At 64.2% G+C, this 17,621-nt stretch carries 12 protein-coding genes; 4 read left to right on the top strand and 8 right to left on the bottom strand.

All coding sequences use genetic code 11. The features are described from left to right. Nucleotides 1-13: 13 nt before the first annotated feature. Nucleotides 14-796, bottom strand: coding sequence for an exodeoxyribonuclease III (gene xth / locus QCE73_RS05075; protein WP_309880059.1), 783 nt, complete (start codon nt 794-796; stop codon nt 14-16). 770 nt (nt 797-1,566) lie between these two features. Between xth and QCE73_RS05080 the strand changes: the two genes are divergently transcribed. Continuing rightward, nucleotides 1,567-2,151: a GNAT family protein gene (locus tag QCE73_RS05080; RefSeq protein ID WP_309880060.1), complete on the top strand. Its 585-nt coding sequence runs from the start codon at nt 1,567-1,569 to the stop codon at nt 2,149-2,151. Here QCE73_RS05080 and QCE73_RS05085 read toward each other — a convergent pair. Next, the gene (locus QCE73_RS05085; protein WP_309880061.1) at nt 2,135-3,034 is read right to left on the bottom strand and encodes a LysR substrate-binding domain-containing protein; all 900 of its coding nucleotides are present in this window, start codon (nt 3,032-3,034) and stop codon (nt 2,135-2,137) included. The genes QCE73_RS05080 and QCE73_RS05085 overlap by 17 nt on opposite strands. A 108-nt stretch (nt 3,035-3,142) precedes the next feature. Here QCE73_RS05085 and QCE73_RS05090 point away from each other — a divergent pair, with 108 nt between their 5' ends. Together QCE73_RS05090 and QCE73_RS05095 are read left to right on the top strand one after the other, a co-directional pair. Continuing rightward, nucleotides 3,143-3,976, top strand: a complete 834-nt coding sequence (locus QCE73_RS05090; protein ID WP_309880062.1) for a nitrilase-related carbon-nitrogen hydrolase — start codon at nt 3,143-3,145, stop codon at nt 3,974-3,976. A gap of 81 nt (nt 3,977-4,057) precedes the next feature. Next, a complete protein-coding gene (locus QCE73_RS05095; protein WP_309880063.1) occupies nt 4,058-5,335 on the top strand; it encodes an amidohydrolase family protein in 1,278 nt (425 codons plus the stop codon). A gap of 48 nt (nt 5,336-5,383) precedes the next feature. On the opposite strand, the gene QCE73_RS05100 is transcribed toward QCE73_RS05095, so the two are convergent. The 6 genes from QCE73_RS05100 to fixL all read right to left on the bottom strand — a co-directional run bounded on the left by QCE73_RS05100 (nt 5,384) and on the right by fixL (nt 14,628). Next, nucleotides 5,384-7,495 (bottom strand): M3 family metallopeptidase, encoded by a 2,112-nt coding sequence (locus QCE73_RS05100; protein ID WP_309880064.1) that lies wholly within the window; start codon nt 7,493-7,495, stop codon nt 5,384-5,386. A 140-nt stretch (nt 7,496-7,635) separates the two neighbouring features. Then, nucleotides 7,636-8,490: a bifunctional methylenetetrahydrofolate dehydrogenase/methenyltetrahydrofolate cyclohydrolase FolD gene (gene folD / locus QCE73_RS05105; protein WP_035506479.1), complete on the bottom strand. Its 855-nt coding sequence runs from the start codon at nt 8,488-8,490 to the stop codon at nt 7,636-7,638. 214 nt (nt 8,491-8,704) lie between these two features. Then, nucleotides 8,705-9,607, bottom strand: a complete 903-nt coding sequence (locus tag QCE73_RS05110; RefSeq protein WP_309880065.1) for a DUF2950 domain-containing protein — start codon at nt 9,605-9,607, stop codon at nt 8,705-8,707. Nucleotides 9,608-9,666: 59 nt separating this feature from the next. Then, on the bottom strand, nt 9,667-11,040 hold the full coding sequence (locus QCE73_RS05115; protein ID WP_309881910.1) for a DUF3300 domain-containing protein: 1,374 nt from the start codon (nt 11,038-11,040) through the stop codon (nt 9,667-9,669). Nucleotides 11,041-11,461: 421 nt separating this feature from the next. Then, nucleotides 11,462-12,097, bottom strand: coding sequence for an oxygen response regulator transcription factor FixJ (gene fixJ, locus QCE73_RS05120; RefSeq protein ID WP_014190971.1), 636 nt, complete (start codon nt 12,095-12,097; stop codon nt 11,462-11,464). Continuing rightward, entirely contained in the window at nt 12,094-14,628 is a 2,535-nt protein-coding gene (gene fixL / locus QCE73_RS05125) for an oxygen sensor histidine kinase FixL (protein ID WP_035506485.1), read from the bottom strand. The genes fixJ and fixL overlap by 4 nt, the downstream gene beginning before the upstream one ends. A 281-nt stretch (nt 14,629-14,909) precedes the next feature. Between fixL and aceE the strand changes: the two genes are divergently transcribed. After that, complete coding sequence (aceE, locus tag QCE73_RS05130) at nt 14,910-17,603, top strand: pyruvate dehydrogenase (acetyl-transferring), homodimeric type (protein ID WP_035506486.1); 2,694 nt, start codon at nt 14,910-14,912, stop codon at nt 17,601-17,603. The last annotated feature ends 18 nt before the right edge of the window (nt 17,604-17,621 follow it).

The following is a 17,621-nucleotide window of genomic DNA, read 5'->3' on the forward strand; positions in this document are numbered from 1 at the left end:
GGTCGGGCAGGGATCAGTCGATGGTCGCGATCACGGGCGCGTGGTCCGACGGCTGATCCCACTTGCGCGGCACCTTGTCCACTTCGCACGACGTGCAACGCGTCGCGAGCTTCTCCGACAGCAGAATGTGATCGATGCGCAGCCCCGCGTTGCGGCGGAACGCCATCATCCGGTAATCCCACCACGTGAAGAGCTTCTCGGGCTGCTCGAACTTGCGGAAGGCATCGGTGAGTCCCAGTTCGACGAGCTGCGCGAAGTGCGCGCGCTCCTCTGGCGAGACGAGGTTCTGACCTTCCCAGGCTTTCGGATCGTGCACGTCGCGGTCTTCCGGCGCGATGTTGTAATCGCCCAGTAGCGCGAGCTGCGGGTGACGCGCCATGTCCTCGCGCAGCCATTCGCGCAGCGCATCGAGCCAACGCATCTTGTAGGCGAATTTGTCGGAGCCGGGCGCCTGGCCGTTGGGGAAATAGGCGGAGATGATGCGCACGCCGTCGATCGTCGCGGCGATCACGCGCTGCTGCAAGTCCTCGAAACCGGGGATGTTGCGTACCACGCTGATTTCATCCACTTCGAAACCCGCGTCGGACCTGACCAGAATGCCGACGCCGTTGTAGGTCTTCTGTCCCGCGAACCAGCTTTTGAAGCCGGCGGCTTCGAGCTCGGCGCGAGGGAATTTCTCGTCGGGGAGTTTGAGTTCCTGAAGACACAGCACGTCGACTTGTGAAGCGGCCAGCCAGTCGATGACGTGTTGCTGGCGGACTTTGAGGGAGTTGACGTTCCAGGTGGCGATTTTCATGAATTTCGGTCTTCTTCGGGGAGCGCGGCCGTGCGCTGAAGTTTAGGATTCTAGCGGAGCGTAGGAGGGTGGTTTCGCTGCGCGGGTGGATTGGGGTGCTTTCGCCGGATCCTGTTTTCGTGTCGGTCTATTAGCACTGCCCCTCCCCGGGGCGGGGGTCACTTTCTTTGCTGCTGCAAAGAAAGTAACCAAAGAAAGCAGCTTCTCACCGCCCGCGGTCACACGCACGTTGGCCATGCTTGCCAGCCGCCGGCGGCACTCGCCTAAGTGTCGCCCCCAAAGGCCCAACCGGGCTTGGCTCGCGCACGGTCTGACAAGCTAGTTGTTTTAGGGCGCTGGTTCAGCACCAAATAGCTTCGGCACAGCGCTACGCGCTGCCGTGGGGTATGCGAGGGAAACCGTCGAAGAAGAAGCCCACGCACACCCGATTGACCCATCGGCCGCGTAGCGGGCCGGAGCTATTTGGTGCTGAACCAGTGTGCTCTGGGTTATGGCTTGTCAGACCGTGCGCGGTCCAAGCCCTTGTCTGCTTGTGGGGGCACTCGCTATTGCCGGGCCATTCAGCCAATCGTCTGTGCCGCGGCCGGTGTGAAGTGCTTAGGCTGGGGATAGCTGTTTCTTTGGTTACTTTCTTTGCAGCAGCAAAGAAAGTGACTGCCGCCCCGCACAGGGGCAACACAAATAGACCGACACGAAATCAGGATTCCACAAAAGCAAGCCAGCGCAAGCGAATTATGATGTCGTCTGGCCACAAACCTGCAAAACGATCGATGAACCTACCGACCCTGAACGGACAGCGCGTGCAGCTTCGCCCGCTGCAAAGCGAAGACCGCGCCGCCTTACTCGATGCCGCCGCCGATGGCGAGCTCTGGAGTCTCAACGTAACGGTCGTTCCAAACGAAGACACCATCGACCGCTATCTAAACACCGCGTTCGCAGGCCGCGACGCCGGCACGGTCATGCCGTTCACGATCGTGCGAACCGATGACGACCGCGTGGTCGGCAGCACGCGTTACTGGAAGATCGACCGCGTGAACCGCAAGCTCGAAATCGGCCATACATGGCTCGCGGCATCGACGCAACGCACCGGCATCAACACCGAAGCGAAATATCTGTTGCTCGCCCACGCGTTCGAAGCGATGAACTGCGTGCGCGTGCAGTTCACCACCGACGAACTCAACGAGAAATCGCGCGCCGCGATACTCGGCATCGGCGCGAAACAGGAAGGCATCGTGCGGCACGAGCGCATCATGCCCGATGGCCGCAAGCGCAACTCGGTGCGCTTTTCGATCATCGACGACGAATGGCCCGCAATCAAAGCGATGCTGCTCGCGAAGCTCAACCGTCGAGCGTAGCCGAAGCCTTCAGCGCTTTCACGCGCGCTTTCATGAACGCGACGAAGCCGCGCGTGACGGTGTCGTCGCGTTCGGCTTGCCATGCGAGACCGACGCGCCATCGCGCGGGCTGATCGCGCAAGGTCAGCACGCGCGCATCGCGCAGCAGATATTGCGCACGCGATGGCAGGAACGCGGCGCCCACGCCGCCCGCCACGGATGCGAGCACGGACTGGATATCGTCCGCTTCCTGAATCACGTGCGGCACGAACGCGTGCTCGGCGCACCAGCGATCGATCTGCGCCGCGAGACCCGGCCCGCGCGTGCGCGATAGCGCGATGAATCCCGGCTCGTTCAACTCGTTCAGGTCCGCGGGCAGACGCTTGTAGCGCGTGTGCTCGGGCACGGCGAGCGCGAGCGTTTCGTCGAGCACCGTGAAGCCCGACAGCCCGGCGCTCGCGGGCATCCGCATGAATCCCACATCGAGCTTATTGGCGAGGATGCGGCGCGTCTGCTCGTGCGACGAAAGATCGTGCAGCGTGATGCTCACGCCCGGATTGAGCGCGCCGAATTCCGCGATCAGCCTGGGCACATGCGTGAGCGTCGACAGGCACAGGCCGACACGCAAGAACCCGCGCGCGCCGCTCGCGGCTTCGCGTGCGCGGGCGAGCACGGTGTCGGCGTCGCGCACCAGCGATTGCGCATCGGCGATAAAGCCCGCGCCGAACGCCGTCAGATCCGCGCCGTGTCGCCCGCGTTCGAACAGGCGCGCGCCGAGGCTCGCTTCGAGCGCGGCGATCTGCTTGCTGAGCGCGGGCTGGCTGACATGCAAGGCTTCGGCTGCACGGCCGAAATGGCGCAAGTCCGCGATGGTGAGGAAGGCGCGCAGGAGTTTCAGTTCCATCGGATATTCGATTCCATTTGGCGATCGAATCGATCAAAACATTCATTTTACTTATCGATACGCGAGCGGTTCAATGAGGTCATCTACCCGTTTATTCCGGAGCCTCGCTTGGACGCCACCTCGTTTCGCATCGCTGTCAGCACGCGCGTGTCGCAAGGCGATGCCGCGCGCCATTGCGCGCTGATCGCCGACGCCGCATGTCAGGGCGTACAACTGGTGCTGTTCCCGCAATTGAGCATCGGTGTGGCGGACGACGCGTCGCGTGCCGAATCGTTCGATGGCCCGTCGATCCGCGCGATCGCCGCCGCCGTCGACGCAACCGGCGTCGCGGCAGGCGTCGGCTGGATCGAGCGCACGGAAGACGCACGCCTGTACGACAGCTACGCGATTCTCTTCCCCGGCGGCGCGCGCGTTCGTCATCGCAAGCTGCATGCGTCGCATTGCGGATTGCACAGCGGCGAGCGCTTCACCGTGTTCGATGCGCCGCTCGGCGCGCGCATCGGCATTCTGATCGGCGATGACAACGACGTCGTCGAGAACGTGCGGATGACGGCGCTCATGGGTGCGACGCTTCTCATCGCACCGATGCGCGGCGATCGCACGCAGCGCGCGACGCTCGCCGCGCGCGCCGCCGACAACGGCATGTTCATCGCGTGCAGCCACACATCGGGCGACGAAGCGCTGATCGCCGGACCCGATGGCCGCGTGCTCGCGCGTCGTACATCGGCGGATTGCGGTCTCATCGTCGCGGACGTGAAGCCGTCGCTGGCCGAGGCGAGCGCCGGGCGTCGGGCGCTATCCGCGCGCCGTCCCGATCTCTACGAACCGCTCGCGCGACAGGGCGACGCCTATCCGCTCAGGATCGAACCGGAACGCGCAATGTCGCGCGGTTCGCTGCCGCTCAGTTTCGCGGTGGTCGGACGCCATCGCGTACTGCGCTGAATCGAACTCCGCATGGCCTTTCTGTCCCGATACAATCGAACGGACACATCGGACGAAAAGCCTGATACGGAGGTTTCGCACATGGATTTGATCATTCGCCGCGCGGCGCTCGCGGACTCGCGCGGGCTCGTCGATATCGGCATGGAAGCGGGGCGTATCGCCGCGATCGAGCCGCATCTCGCGGCCACCGCGCGAGAGGAAATCGATGCGAACGGCTCGCTCGTCACCGCGCCTTTCGTCGATGCGCACTTTCACATGGACGCGACGCTGTCCTACGGTTTGCCGCGCGTGAACGCGTCGGGCACGCTGCTCGAAGGCATCGCGCTGTGGGGCGAGCTGAAGCCCGATCTCACGCAGGAAGCGCTCGTCGAGCGCGCGTTGCAATACTGCGACTGGGCCGTCGCGCGCGGGCTGCTCGCGATCCGCTCTCACGTCGATGTATGCGATCCGCGCCTGCTGGCAGTGGAAGCGCTCGTCGAAGTGAAGCGCCGTGTGAAACCTTACCTCGATCTGCAACTCGTCGCGTTTCCGCAAGACGGCGTGTTGCGCAGCGCGGGCGCGTTCGAGAACCTGAAGCGCGCGATCGCGAAGGGCGTCGATGTCGTCGGCGGCATTCCGCACTTCGAACGCACGATGGCCGACGGCGCGGCATCGGTGAAGCTCCTGTGCGAATACGCGGCGGAGCAGGGCTTGCGCGTGGACATGCACTGCGACGAATCCGACGATCCGATGTCGCGCCATATCGAAACGCTCGCGGCGGAGACGCATCGGCTCGGACTGCACGGACGCGTGACCGGCTCGCATCTCACGTCGATGCACTCGATGGACAACTACTACGTCAGCAAGCTCATCCCGCTGATGCGCGAGGCGGGCGTCGCGGCGATTGCGAATCCGCTCATCAACATCACGCTGCAAGGGCGCTCGGACACGTATCCGAAGCGAAGAGGCATGACGCGCGTGCCGGAACTGATGGCAGGCGGCATCACGGTCGCGTTCGGCCACGATTGCGTGATGGACCCGTGGTACAGCCTCGGCTCCGGCGACATGCTCGAAGTCGCGCATATGGGTTTGCACGTCGCGCAGATGACCGGCGTCGATGCGATGCGCGCGTGCTTCGATGCGGTGACGAAAAATCCCGCGCGCATTCTCGGGCTGGAAGGATACGGCATCGAAGTGGGCTGCAACGCGGATTGCGTCGTGCTCGATGCGCGCGATCGCATCGAAGCGATTCGCCTGCGCGCGGCGCGCACGGCTGTCGTTCGACGCGGCAAAGTGGTCAGCCGAAGCCCCGCCGTGCGCGCGACGCTGGCGCTCGAAGGGCGGCCATCGGAAGTGGATTTCAGGATCGACAGGCGATAAAAAACCCGGTCCCTTGCCCGCGGACCGGGTTGTCGAGCCGGCTAACGATCAGTGCGCCGCTTGCCCGGACATGCCGTTATGACGCAGCAATGCGTCGATGTCCGGCTCGCGTCCACGGAACGCCTTGAACGAATCCATCGCCGGGCGGCTGCCGCCCACTTCGAGAATCTCGCGGCGATAGCGCGTGCCCGTCGTCGCGTCGAGCACCGAGCCGTTGCCGGCCTTCGCGGCCTCTTCGAACGCGGCGTACGCATCGGCTGACAGCACTTCGGCCCACTTGTAGCTGTAGTAGCCCGCCGCGTAGCCGCCCGCGAAGATATGGCTGAACGTGTTCGGCCAGCGCGAGAACGGCGCCTGCGGAATCACATGGAACTTCTCGTTGATCGAGCGCGCGAGATCGTTCACGTTCTGCGTCGCGTTCGCCGGATCGTAGGACGTGTGCAACACCATGTCGAACATCGAGAAGACGATCTGGCGCAGCGTGCCGAGACCGCTCTGGAAATTCTTCGCGGCGAGCATCTTGTCGAACAGCTCGCGCGGCAGCGGCGCGCCGGTCTCGACATGCGCGGACATGTCGGTGAGCACGTCCCACTCCCAGCAGAAGTTCTCCATGAACTGCGACGGCAGTTCGACCGCATCCCACTCCACGCCATTGATGCCCGACACGCCCAGCTCGTCGATGCGCGTCAGCATGTGATGCAGCCCGTGCCCGAACTCGTGGAACAGCGTGATGACTTCATCGTGCGTGAAGCAGGCGGGTTTGCCGCCCACCGGCGCCGAGAAGTTGCACGTGAGATAGGCGACCGGCGTCTGCACGCCGCCTTGCGTGCGCTTGTGGCGCGAGCGGGCGTCGTCCATCCAGGCGCCGCCGCGCTTGCCTTCGCGCGCGTAGAGGTCGAGATAGAACTGCGCGACGAGCGTGCCGTCCTTGTTCTCGACGCGGAAAAAGCGCACGTCCGGATTCCACACGGCGGCCTCGTCGCGGCGGATCAACACGTTGAATAGTGTTTCGGTGACCTTGAAAAGGCCCTTCAGCACGGCTTCCTGCGGGAAGTATTGCTTCACTTCGTTCTCGGAGAACGAGTAGCGCTTCTGGCGCAGCTTCTCGGCCGCATACGCGATATCCCAGGGCTGCAGTTCGGGCATGCCGAGTTCGGTCGCGGCGAACGCGCGCAGTTCCATCCAGTCGTTTTCGGCGTAAGGGCGGGCGCGTTTGGCGAGATCTTCGAGGAACGCGATGACTTGCGCGGGCGATTCGGCCATCTTCGGCGCGAGCGACACTTCCGCGAAGTTCTGATAGCCGAGCGTCTTCGCTTCTTCCTCGCGCAGCTTCAGGTTCTCGACGACGTTCGCCGTGTTGTCCCATTCGGCCTTGCCGTCGCCGTAGGTGCCGCCCAGTTCCGACGCACGCGTGACGTACGCGCGATACATCGCTTCGCGCATCGGCCGATGCTCGGCGTATTGCAGCACCGGGAAATACGACGGGAAATGCAGCGTGAACTTCCAGCCTTCCTTGCCATCGCGTTGCGCGGCTTCGCGGGCTGCTTCGATCACGTCATCGGGCAGGCCGGCGAGATCGCTTTCCTTCGTGACGATATATGCGTAGGCGTTGGTCGAATCGAGCACGTGATCGGAGAACGCCTTGGAGAGCGCTGCCTGCTCCTCCTGCAACTGCGCGAAACGCGGCTTGCGATCCTCGGGCAATTCCGCGCCCGACAGGCGGAAATCGCGCAGCGAGTTCTCCAGAATCTTCTTGCGCTCGGCCGACAGACCGGCGAATTCCGGTCCTGCGGCGATCGCCTTGTACTTCTCGTAGAGCGCGAGATTCTGACCGACGCTCGCGGAGAATTCGGTGACGCGCGGCAGGTTTTCGGCGTGCGCGGCGCGCAGTTCGGGCGTATCGGCGACGGCGTTCAGATGGCCGATGACGCCCCACGCGCGCGACAGTTTTTCCGATTCCTGCTCGACCGCCTCGACGACGTCCTTCCAGGTCGCGGGCGTGTCCGGCGCGCTCGCGCGATCGACGGCGGCTTTCGCATCAGCGAGCAGCACGTCGAGCGCGGGTGTGACGTGCGCGGGCTGAATTTCGCCGAAACGCGGAAGATCGGAAAAATCGAGCAGCGGATTGGCCGCTGCCGGGGTGGACGTGGTATCGCTCATGACTCTCCCGTTCTGGTGTTGGACGAAGCCGGGAACGGGACGCGTGCCGCGCCGGCTCTCTCCGAGATTATTGGGGCGGGCGGGGCAAATTCCAATCGATTGTTTTTAAGGGGCCGATTAATGCCGCCCCGCGCCGATGTTCACGCCTGCGCCGCGCGCTCGGCCGCTTCGATCGTGTTGACGAGCAGCATCGTGATGGTCATCGGGCCGACGCCGCCCGGCACCGGCGTGATGAATCCGGCCACTTCGCTGACGCCCGCGAAATCGACGTCGCCGCACAGCTTGCCCTCGTCGTTGCGGTTCATGCCGACATCGATCACGGTAGCGCCCGGCTTCACCATGTCCGCGGTCAGGATGTTGCGGCGGCCGACCGCTGCGACGATCACATCGGCGTCGCGCGTGTGCTTCGCGAGGTCGCGCGTCTTGCTATGGCAGATGGTGACGGTCGCGCCGGCTTCGAGCAAGAGGAGCGCCATCGGCTTGCCGACGATGTTCGAGCGGCCGATCACCACCGCGTTCGCACCTTTGAGGCCGATGTCGTGCGCCTCGAACATCTTCATCACGCCGTAGGGCGTGCACGGGCGAAAGAGCGGCTTGCCGGTCAGGAGCGCGCCCGCGTTGGCGACGTGAAAGCCGTCGACGTCCTTCTCCGGCGCGATGGCTTCGATGACCTTGTGGCTATCGATATGCGCGGGCAACGGCAGTTGCACGAGAATGCCGTGGATCGAAGGATCGGCGTTGAGCTTCGCGATGTGCGCGAGCAGCTCGTTTTCGGCGAGCGTCGCGGGGAAGCGGTCCATCACCGAGTGCAGGCCGTTGTCGTGGCAGGCCTTCACCTTGTTGCGCACGTAGACCTCGCTCGCGGGATTGTCGCCGACGAGCACGACGGCCAGGCCCGGCTTGTGTCCACGGGCGGTGAGTGCGGCGGCGCGCTGGGCGACGTCGGCGCGAAGGGTCTTGGAAAGGGCGTTGCCGTCGATGAGTTGGGCGGTCATGGCGAATCGGATCGAGGATGGGCGAGGGCGCGCGAGGGCGTAAAGCCGACGCCGTGCCCGCCGCTTTCGTGCGGCAGCGGTGCGCGGCGCTCGCGCATGGTGCTGGGCGCCTGCTCGGCAAATGCGTGGCAAATGCGCCCCTGGGAAGGGCGAAATTATACCGCCGGGCGCTATCGCGCGTTCCGGCCTGCCATCTCCAACATGTCGCCGCGACTCACGGCGTCACCACCTGCCACGACGAATCCGGATTGAACGACCTGATCGCCGCCGCCGCGCGCGTGGACGCCGGGCCGAGATCCTTCTCGTAGATCTGCCCATCCTGATTGACGATGAAGGTCATCACGCCGGTCTGTCCGTAGCGCGCGGGCGTCGCGATCACGCCGAAGCCGTTCGTCAGTTTGCCGTCCTGCAGATAGTTCTTCGCGCCGCCCTGCGCGTTCGCGCCCTGCGCCGTCAGGATGCGGTAGTGGTAGCCGTAGTAACCGTCCTTGTCGGTGGGCTTGTTCGGCATCGTCGCGGCGAGCGGGCCGAGCGGGCTTTCCGGGTCGCCCGGCGCGGTGTCCCAGTAGAGGCCGTCGTGCTTGCCGGGCGTGCTCACGAAACGGTCGGCGTAGCGGCCGGCCGTCTTGCGATAGTCGCTTTGCGCGGCGACGACCGCGAGCGCGACCTGCATCGCCGAACGCTCGTTGCGGCCGATACGCCGCGTGAACACTTCGTCGCGCGCGGCGGGCATGTCGAAGCGCCAGCCTTTCGCTACTTTCACGAGCGGAATCGGCAGCGTCCAGCCGCTCGTGCCCGCTTCGATATGAGCGGCCGGACGGCCATCGAGCGGCTGCGCATCCTCGACGATGCGATGCTGTTGCGCCCACGCGGCGAGGTACGCGTAGATGTCCTCTTCGCCGATGCTGCCTTCGGGCACGTAGCGCCCGTGGTCCTTGCCGAGGACTTTGGCGAGCGCGGTTTCGTCGTTGGTCGCGATGGCGTCGGTGAACGCCTGCGCGGCGGCTTCCGCGGTGGGATACACGGCCTGCGCGTACGCGAACGATGCGCAAAGCGCCAGCGACGCGGCGGCGAGTGCGCGAAGCAATGGCTTCTTCGATGAGGCGAGTGTTTTCATGTCGGGCTCCTGGATCTGGCGTTCGCCGCCTGAGCGGCGTTTGACGATGGACTCGATCATCACCGGCGGAATCCTCCTCCGCCGCCGCCGCCTCGATGGAATCCGCCGCCGCCTCCGCCGCCACCTCCGTGGAATCCGCCGCCACCGCCGCCGCCGCGTTGCACGCCGCCGCCGCCTCCGCCTCCATGGAATCCGCCGCCACCACCACCACCGCCGCCGAGACCGCCGCCCGCCTGTCGCTCGACACCGCCGCCGCGGTTATGCGACTGATTGGCGAACGACTCCCGGCTCGCCTGGCCGCGCTGCATGTCCTGCCGCGCACCGTTGCCATCGCCCGCGCCGCGCAGCGCGTTATCGCGATTCACGTTCTGCGAGCGCTGACGCAGATCGTTGGTGTTGCGCGCATTCTCTCCGCCGCCCTGGCGGATGCTCTGCACGCGCTGGCTGGCCGGCTCGTTGAGGTTTTGCCCGGTGCGCTGCTGCAGCGTCTGCGCCGCCTGCGCGCGCCCGTCCTCGCGGCCGCGAAACTGGTTGGCGTTCGCGCCGCGATTCGCGTTGTTCAACGTGTTCTGCCGGTTCTGGACGTTGGTCCGGTTGAACTGCGGATCGTTGCGGTTCCAGCGCACGTTGTTGCTGTTCGCGTTGATGCGGTTGCTCGTGTTGATGTTGTTGTAGCGGTTCACGTTGACGTTGACATCGCCGTGACCCCAGTTGCAATTGCCCCACAGCGAATTCACGACCGCGACGCCCGCGCCGAACGCGAGGCCGCCGACGAACGCCGACGCCATCGCATATCCCGGAGGCGGCGGCACGTAGACCGGCGGATAGGCCGGATAAGGCCATGTGCCGTACACGACTGTCGGGTTGTAGGTCGGCACGTAGACCACTTGCGGATTGGCCGGCTCGATCTGGATCACGGTGGTGCTGGTGGTCGTGCTGCCCGCCGGCGGCGGCCCGCTCGTGACCTTCTGCTGCTCGTTCGTCTTGAGATTGCCCGCGCTTTGCGCCGCGCGCCGCAGACGCTGAACCGAGTCCATCACGTCGCTCGGCTGCGCGATGAAGGCGTTGCCGAGCTGCGTCACCCAGTCGATCTTGGAGGCCATCGTCGCGAGCGCCTGAGGGAACGCGACGAGCGATTGCACGCTCGGGTCCCACGGCTCGGATTGCACGGCCTTGACCGCGTCGTCGCCCTTGACGTTCGGATTCGCCTTCGACCACGCGGCCGCGTCGGTGATTTGCGACGGATATGTCGACGCCATCATCACCTGCGCGAGCAGCGCGTCGGGATAGAGCGCGACCGGCGCGGTCAGCGCATCGAGCTGCTGGTTTGTCAGCTTCGGCGCGGTGCTCGCGGCGTCCTGCGTCTGTGCGTGCACCGGTCCGGGATGAAGCGCCGCGAGCGGCAACGCGAGCGCAACGCTCATCGCGATCATGCGCAGCGCGCGATGCCCGACGACGATGTAAGGATTTCGTTTCAAGATCAAGTCCTCCGGTGCACGCGCGATGCGCACGTTGTTTGCTGACAGGCAGCGAACTGATGCGCAGTGCTTGATGAAAGCGAAGGGAACGATGCGAGAGAGCGCGCTGGTCTCGAAGGTATCGACACCAAACGTTTGACCGTCGAGCAAGTACGTGGCAGACGCCTTGTCGCGCATGACCGTTGTCCGGTAGTGGGTCCGGCCAAATTACGGGCGGGCCGCGATGTGTGTCAACGTGATTCAGGAAATATCACGTTTCACTCTCGCCGACAACGGGGGTTTCGGAAGGGGACGGGCGGCGCGATGCGGACATCGGGCGCGCCATGAAAGCGCGGCCGGCATGACGATGCCGGCCGCGAACGGGAGAGCGAAGCCGTTACTGCTGAGGCTTGTTCGACAGCGCGAGGCGCAGCAGATCGGCGACGGTGTTCACGGAGAGCTTTTCCATGATGTTCGCGCGATGCGCTTCCACCGTCTTGATGCTGATGCCGAGATCGTCGGCGATCTGCTTGTTCAGGCGTCCCGCGATGATGCGTTCGAGCACCTGATGCTCGCGCGCGGTCAGCTTGCCCAGACGCTCGGCGGCGGCGCGCTGCTGCTGCACGCTGGTGCTTTCGCTGCGCGCCTTTTCCAGCATGCGCTCCACGAGCTTGCGCAGCTCGGCCTCGTCGAAAGGCTTTTCGATGAAGTCCATCGCGCCTTTTTTCATCGTCGAGACGGCCATCGGCACGTCGCCGTGACCCGTCACGAAGATAATCGGCAGGAGCGAATTCTCGGCGATGAGTTTCTCCTGTAGCTCCAGCCCCGTCATGCCGGCCATCCGCACGTCGAGGATCAGGCAGGAAATCGCGCCGGAGTGCGAGATCGGCAGATAGACGTCGAGAAACGATTCCGCGCTGGAGAAACACTGAACGCGATAGCCGTTTGCTTCGAGCAGCCAGCGCAAGGAATCACGCACGGCTTCGTCATCGTCGACGACGAAGACGGTTTCCTGAGTGGTGACTGTGCTCATAGTTCTCCCGTAACTGTTTGTTGTCTCGTATGTTCGTCCTGCGCATCCGTGCCGCTCGTGCCCGAGCTGCCGTCCACTGCGCCGATCGGCAGGCTGCAGTGGAAGGTCGCGCCGGTCACGTGGCCGTCCGCTTCGACGTTGTTGACGACCCAGAGGCGTCCGCGATGCGACTCGATGATCGAGCGGCAGATGTTCAGCCCCATGCCCATGCCATCGGACTTGGTGCTGTAAAACGGTTCGAAGAGGCGCTCGGCGGTTGCCTCGTCCACGCCCGGACCCTGATCGACCACGCTGATGCACACGAAGCCGCCGTCCATGCGCTGCACGACGACGCGAATCACCGGATCGATGGCGTTCGGTTTCGCATCATGCATCGCCTCGGCCGCGTTTTTCAACAGGTTGACCAACACTTGTTCGATCAAAACCGGATCGACGTAGATCACCGGCATGCGCGAGCGGATTTCGGTGACGATGCGGATCTTGCGTTTGCGCGCCTCGATTTCGGCGAGACCCACCGCGTCCGCGACGATATCCGCGACGCGCGCGGCCTGGCGCTTGGGCTCGCTGCGCTTCACGAACTCGCGGATGCGCTTGATGATCATGCCCGCGCGCACGGCCTGCTGCGCGGTCTTTTCGAGCACGGGAAGCAGCGTTTCCTGCGTCACGCGGCCGGATTTCACCAGCGCGACGCAGCCCGAACAATAGTTGTTGATCGCCGCGAGCGGCTGATTCAGCTCGTGCGCGAGCGACGACGCCATTTCGCCCATCGTCATCAGGCGGCTCGTGAACTGGAGCTTTTCTTCCTGCTGATGCGCGAGTTCCTGCGCCTGCTTGCGCTGCGTGATGTCGGTGGCGATCTGCATCTGCGCGAGATGGCCGTCGACCCACTGGATGTACTGGCGGCGCACCTCGAACCACTTCTGGATGCCTTCGACATAGACTTCCTGCGCGTCCGCCGAGCTTTCGGTGAGCGCGGTGGCGGGCAGGCCCGCGTAGGTGTCGACCATGTCGATGGTGTCCGACGAGCTTTGCGAGCCGCCGTCGAACGCGGCGCCCGCGAGCTCCAGATGCCCGTCCGGACGGATGCCGAACAGATGCCGGTAATAGCGATTGGCGAAGAGCAGCTCGGCTTCGTCGGCGGCGAGCACGGAGACGGCCGCGTCGAGGCTTTCGAGCACGGTGGTGAAGCGCTCGTGCGCGGCGGCGAGTTCTTCGCGGGCGCGCTTCGGCTCTGTGATGTCCGTCATCGACGACATCCAGCCGGTCTGCCGGCCCGAACTGTCGATCAGCGGCGACACGTACAGCCGCGCGTGAAAGAACGAGCCGTCCTTGCGGCGCACGCGCAGTTCGAAGCCGGACGAGGGCGCCTTGCCGCGCAGCGTCATGTCGAGCTGGCGCTGCATTTCGGGATACGCGTCGCGCGGCCAGTACGGGAACGGCGCGTTCTTGCCGACGAGATCGCTCTCATCCCAGCCCGTCATGCGGCAGAACGCGGGATTCACGTGCGTGATGCGGCCGTGCATGTCGAGCACGCGCATGCCGATCAGCACCGAGTTTTCCATCGCGCGACGAAAGAACGCTTCGGCGTACAGCGCCTGTTGCGCCTCGAAGCGCTGGCGCGTGTGCTTCCACAGGCTCCAGAGACTCCACAGCACGAAACACGACAAACCCGCGACGAGCCAGACGAGCGTGTTGTTGGTGAAGTTGGTGAGCTGCGGATACGAATACACGCGCACCGACAGACCTTGTCCCGGCGGATCGAGCGGCAGGTCGTAGAACATGTCGCGCGGCAGGCGCGGGCGGCTCGACGTGGTCGCGAGTTCGCGGTTGTTCAGGTCGGTGATGGAAATCTTGTACTTCGCCGACAGTTCGCTGGGAATGTCGTGCTTCAGGACGCCTTCGATCGAGAACACCGCCGCGATCGAGCCGAGGAACTCGCGGTCGCGGAAGACCGGTGTCTGCAAGGTGATATAGCCATTGCCGAGGTCGTCGTAGAGCAACGGCGAGTAGACTTGGCGGCGGGTGGTGCGCGCTTCGTCGAATGCGGCCTGCACGGCCTCGTCCATCTGCGTGTCGTTGGGCTTCGCGAGACGCGATCCGAGCACGGGCAGCGGCGTATTCGGCCAGCGGGGCTTATGCTCGCTCGTGTACCAGTTCATGTAGAGGATCTCGGGATGCCCCTGCATGATGTCGGTGGACGAGGTCTGGAAGGTTTGCGGGTCGCCGTGGCCGGTCGCAATGTCGCGCGCGAGCGCCTGGATCTGCTCCTGCGCGCCGGTCATCGAAAGACGGATTTGCTGCTGTGCCCACGCGACATTCCGATAGAGCGTGTCTTCCTGCTGCTGTTGCTCGCGCCGGTTCAGGCTCCATAGGATCAGACTCATCACGACCAGGAATACCAGGATCGAAATGAGCGGCGTGAGTAAATAGGAGTTCGACCACCACGGGCCGTGGTGCCAGCGGGAGGGCGAGGCGTCGGTCGGCTTTCGCGCGACCCTCGCCGAGCGTTTGATCAGCCGTTCGGTCAACATGGAAGCGATTGTAACGCAGCACCTGATTGTTAATCGGCGTAAAAAGACGGTAAAGAAGTATGGATTGTCGCAAAAGGAGGAGAAACATCTGAACAAAAAAGTCTTATCGGACGGTGCGTTGCAGCAATTTTTCGTATGGTGAGATTAACTCTCATGATTTGAAAAATTCCTTGCATCATGGTCTGGACCCTCTTTAGAATTGCCGGCACGCGGCCAGTGCCCGCCTTCGATCGGGCGTGCGCCGGCGGTTCTCAGAGTGTTCCTCACATCAGGAGACGAGCATGTCCGCTGTACCCGACGAAGTTCTCAAATATGTCGCCAACGCCAAGGACGACGATCCTCAGGAAACCGCCGAGTGGCTCGACGCGCTCGATGGCGTAATTTCCGCGGTCGGTCCTGATCGCGCGCACTACCTGATCGAGAAACAGATCGAATTCGCTCGCGTGCATGGCGAGCACCTGCCGTTCTCGGCGAACACGCCGTACATCAACACGATCCCCGTCGCCGCGCAGGCGAAGAATCCGGGCGATCAGGACCTCGAACACCGCATCCGCTCGTACACCCGCTGGAACGCCATCGCGATGGTGCTGCGCGCGGGCAAGGACACGAACGTCGGCGGCCACATCGCTTCGTTCGCGTCCGCCGCAACACTCTATGACGTCGGCTTCAATCACTTCTGGCACGCGCCGTCGAAAGAACACGGCGGCGATCTCGTGTTCGTGCAGGGCCACTCGTCGCCGGGTGTGTACTCGCGCGCGTTCCTGCTCGGCCGCCTGACCGATAAGCAACTGAACAACTTCCGTCAGGAAGTGGGCGGCGAGGGCATCTCCTCGTATCCGCACCCGTGGCTGATGCCGGACTTCTGGCAATTCCCGACCGTGTCGATGGGTCTCGGCCCGATCATGGCGATCTATCAGGCGCGCTTCATGAAGTACATGGCGGCGCGCGGCATCGCGAAGACGGACGGCCGCAAGGTCTGGGCGTTCCTCGGCGACGGCGAGACGGACGAGCCGGAATCGCTCGGCGCGATCGGCATGGCCGGCCGCGAGCGTCTGGACAACCTCGTGTTCGTCATCAACTGCAACCTGCAGCGTCTTGACGGTCCGGTGCGCGGCAACGGCAAGATCATCCAGGAACTGGAAAGCGAATTCCGCGGCGCGGGCTGGAACGTCATCAAGGTCATCTGGGGCAGCCGCTGGGATGCGCTCTTCGCACGCGACAAGACCGGCGCGCTGATGCGCCGCATGATGGAAGTCGTCGACGGCGAATACCAGACGTACAAGTCGGAGTCGGGCGCGTTCGTACGCGAGCACTTCTTCAACACGCCGGAACTGAAGGCGCTCGTCGCCGACTGGTCCGATGACGACATCTGGAACCTGAACCGCGGCGGCCACGATCCGCACAAGATCTACGCGGCATTCGACGCCGCGACCAAGACGAAGGGCGCGCCGACCGTCATCCTCGCCAAGACCATCAAGGGCTATGGCATGGGCGAGCACGGTCAGGCGATGAACATCACGCACCAGCAGAAGAAGCTGCCGATCGACACGCTGAAGAAATTCCGCGACCAGTTCCGCCTGCCGCTCACCGACGAGCAGATCGCCGACGTGCCGTACCTCACGTTCGAGGAAGGCTCGAAGGAACTCGAGTACATGCGTCAGAAGCGCATGGACCTGGGCGGCTATCTGCCGTCGCGCCGCGAGAAGGCCGAATCGCTGCCGGTGCCAGCGCTCTCCGCATTCGAGCCGCTTCTGAAGGGCACGGGCGAAGGCCGCGAAATCTCCACGACGATGGCCTTCGTGCGGATCCTGAACATCCTGCTGAAGGACAAGGCGCTCGGCAAGCGCGTCGTGCCGATCGTGCCGGACGAGTCGCGTACCTTCGGCATGGAAGGTCTCTTCCGTCAGATCGGCATCTGGAATCAGGAAGGCCAGAAGTACGTGCCGGAAGACTCCGACCAGCTGATGTTCTATCGCGAATCGGAGACGGGTCAGATTCTGCAGGAAGGCATCAACGAAGCGGGTGGCATGTGTGACTGGATCGCGGCCGCGACGTCGTACTCGACGCACGGCGAGATCATGATCCCGTTCTACATCTTCTACTCGATGTTCGGCTTCCAGCGTATCGGCGATCTGGCATGGGCCGCGGGCGACATGCGTTCGCGCGGCTTCCTGCTGGGCGGCACCGCGGGTCGCACGACGCTCAACGGCGAAGGCCTGCAGCACGAAGACGGCCACTCGCTCTTGTGGGCGGCGTCCGTTCCGAACTGCGTGAGTTACGACCCGACCTTCGGCTACGAACTCGCGGTCATCATGCAGGACGGTCTGCGCCGCATGGTCGCGGATCAGGAAGACGTGTACTACTACATCACCGTGATGAACGAGAACTACGAGCATCCGGCGATCCCGCAAGGCGATGCCGTTGCTTCGGACATCATCAAGGGCATGTACGCGTTCAAGAAGGCCGAAGGCGCGGGCAAGGCGCACGTTCAACTGATGGGCGCGGGCACGATCTTCAACGAAGTGATCGCCGCCGCCGATCTCCTGAAGAACGACTGGAACGTCACCGCCGATCTCTGGAGCGTGCCGAGCTTCACCGAACTGGCGCGCGACGGTCAGGCGTGCGAGCGCTGGAACCTGCTGCACCCGACGGAAGAGAAGCGCGTGCCGCACGTGAGCGCGCTGCTCAAGGGCGCGAAGGGCCCGGTGATCGCATCGACGGACTACATCCGTGCGCTCGTCGACCAGATCCGCGGCTATGTGCCGAACAAGTTCGTGGTGCTCGGCACCGACGGCTACGGCCGCTCGGATACGCGCGAGGCGCTGCGCCACTTCTTCGAAGTCGACCGCTACTGGGTGACGCTGGCCGCGCTGAACGCGCTGGCCGACGAAGGCACGATCGAGCGCAAGGTCGTCGCCGAGGCGATCAAGAAGTACAACCTCGACCCGTCCAAACCCAACCCGATGACCGTCTAAAGGCATCGCCCCCGTGCG

Origin of the sequence: Caballeronia sp. LZ029 (genome assembly GCF_031451275.1) — a bacterium.
Lineage (GTDB): Bacteria > Pseudomonadota > Gammaproteobacteria > Burkholderiales > Burkholderiaceae > Caballeronia > Caballeronia jiangsuensis.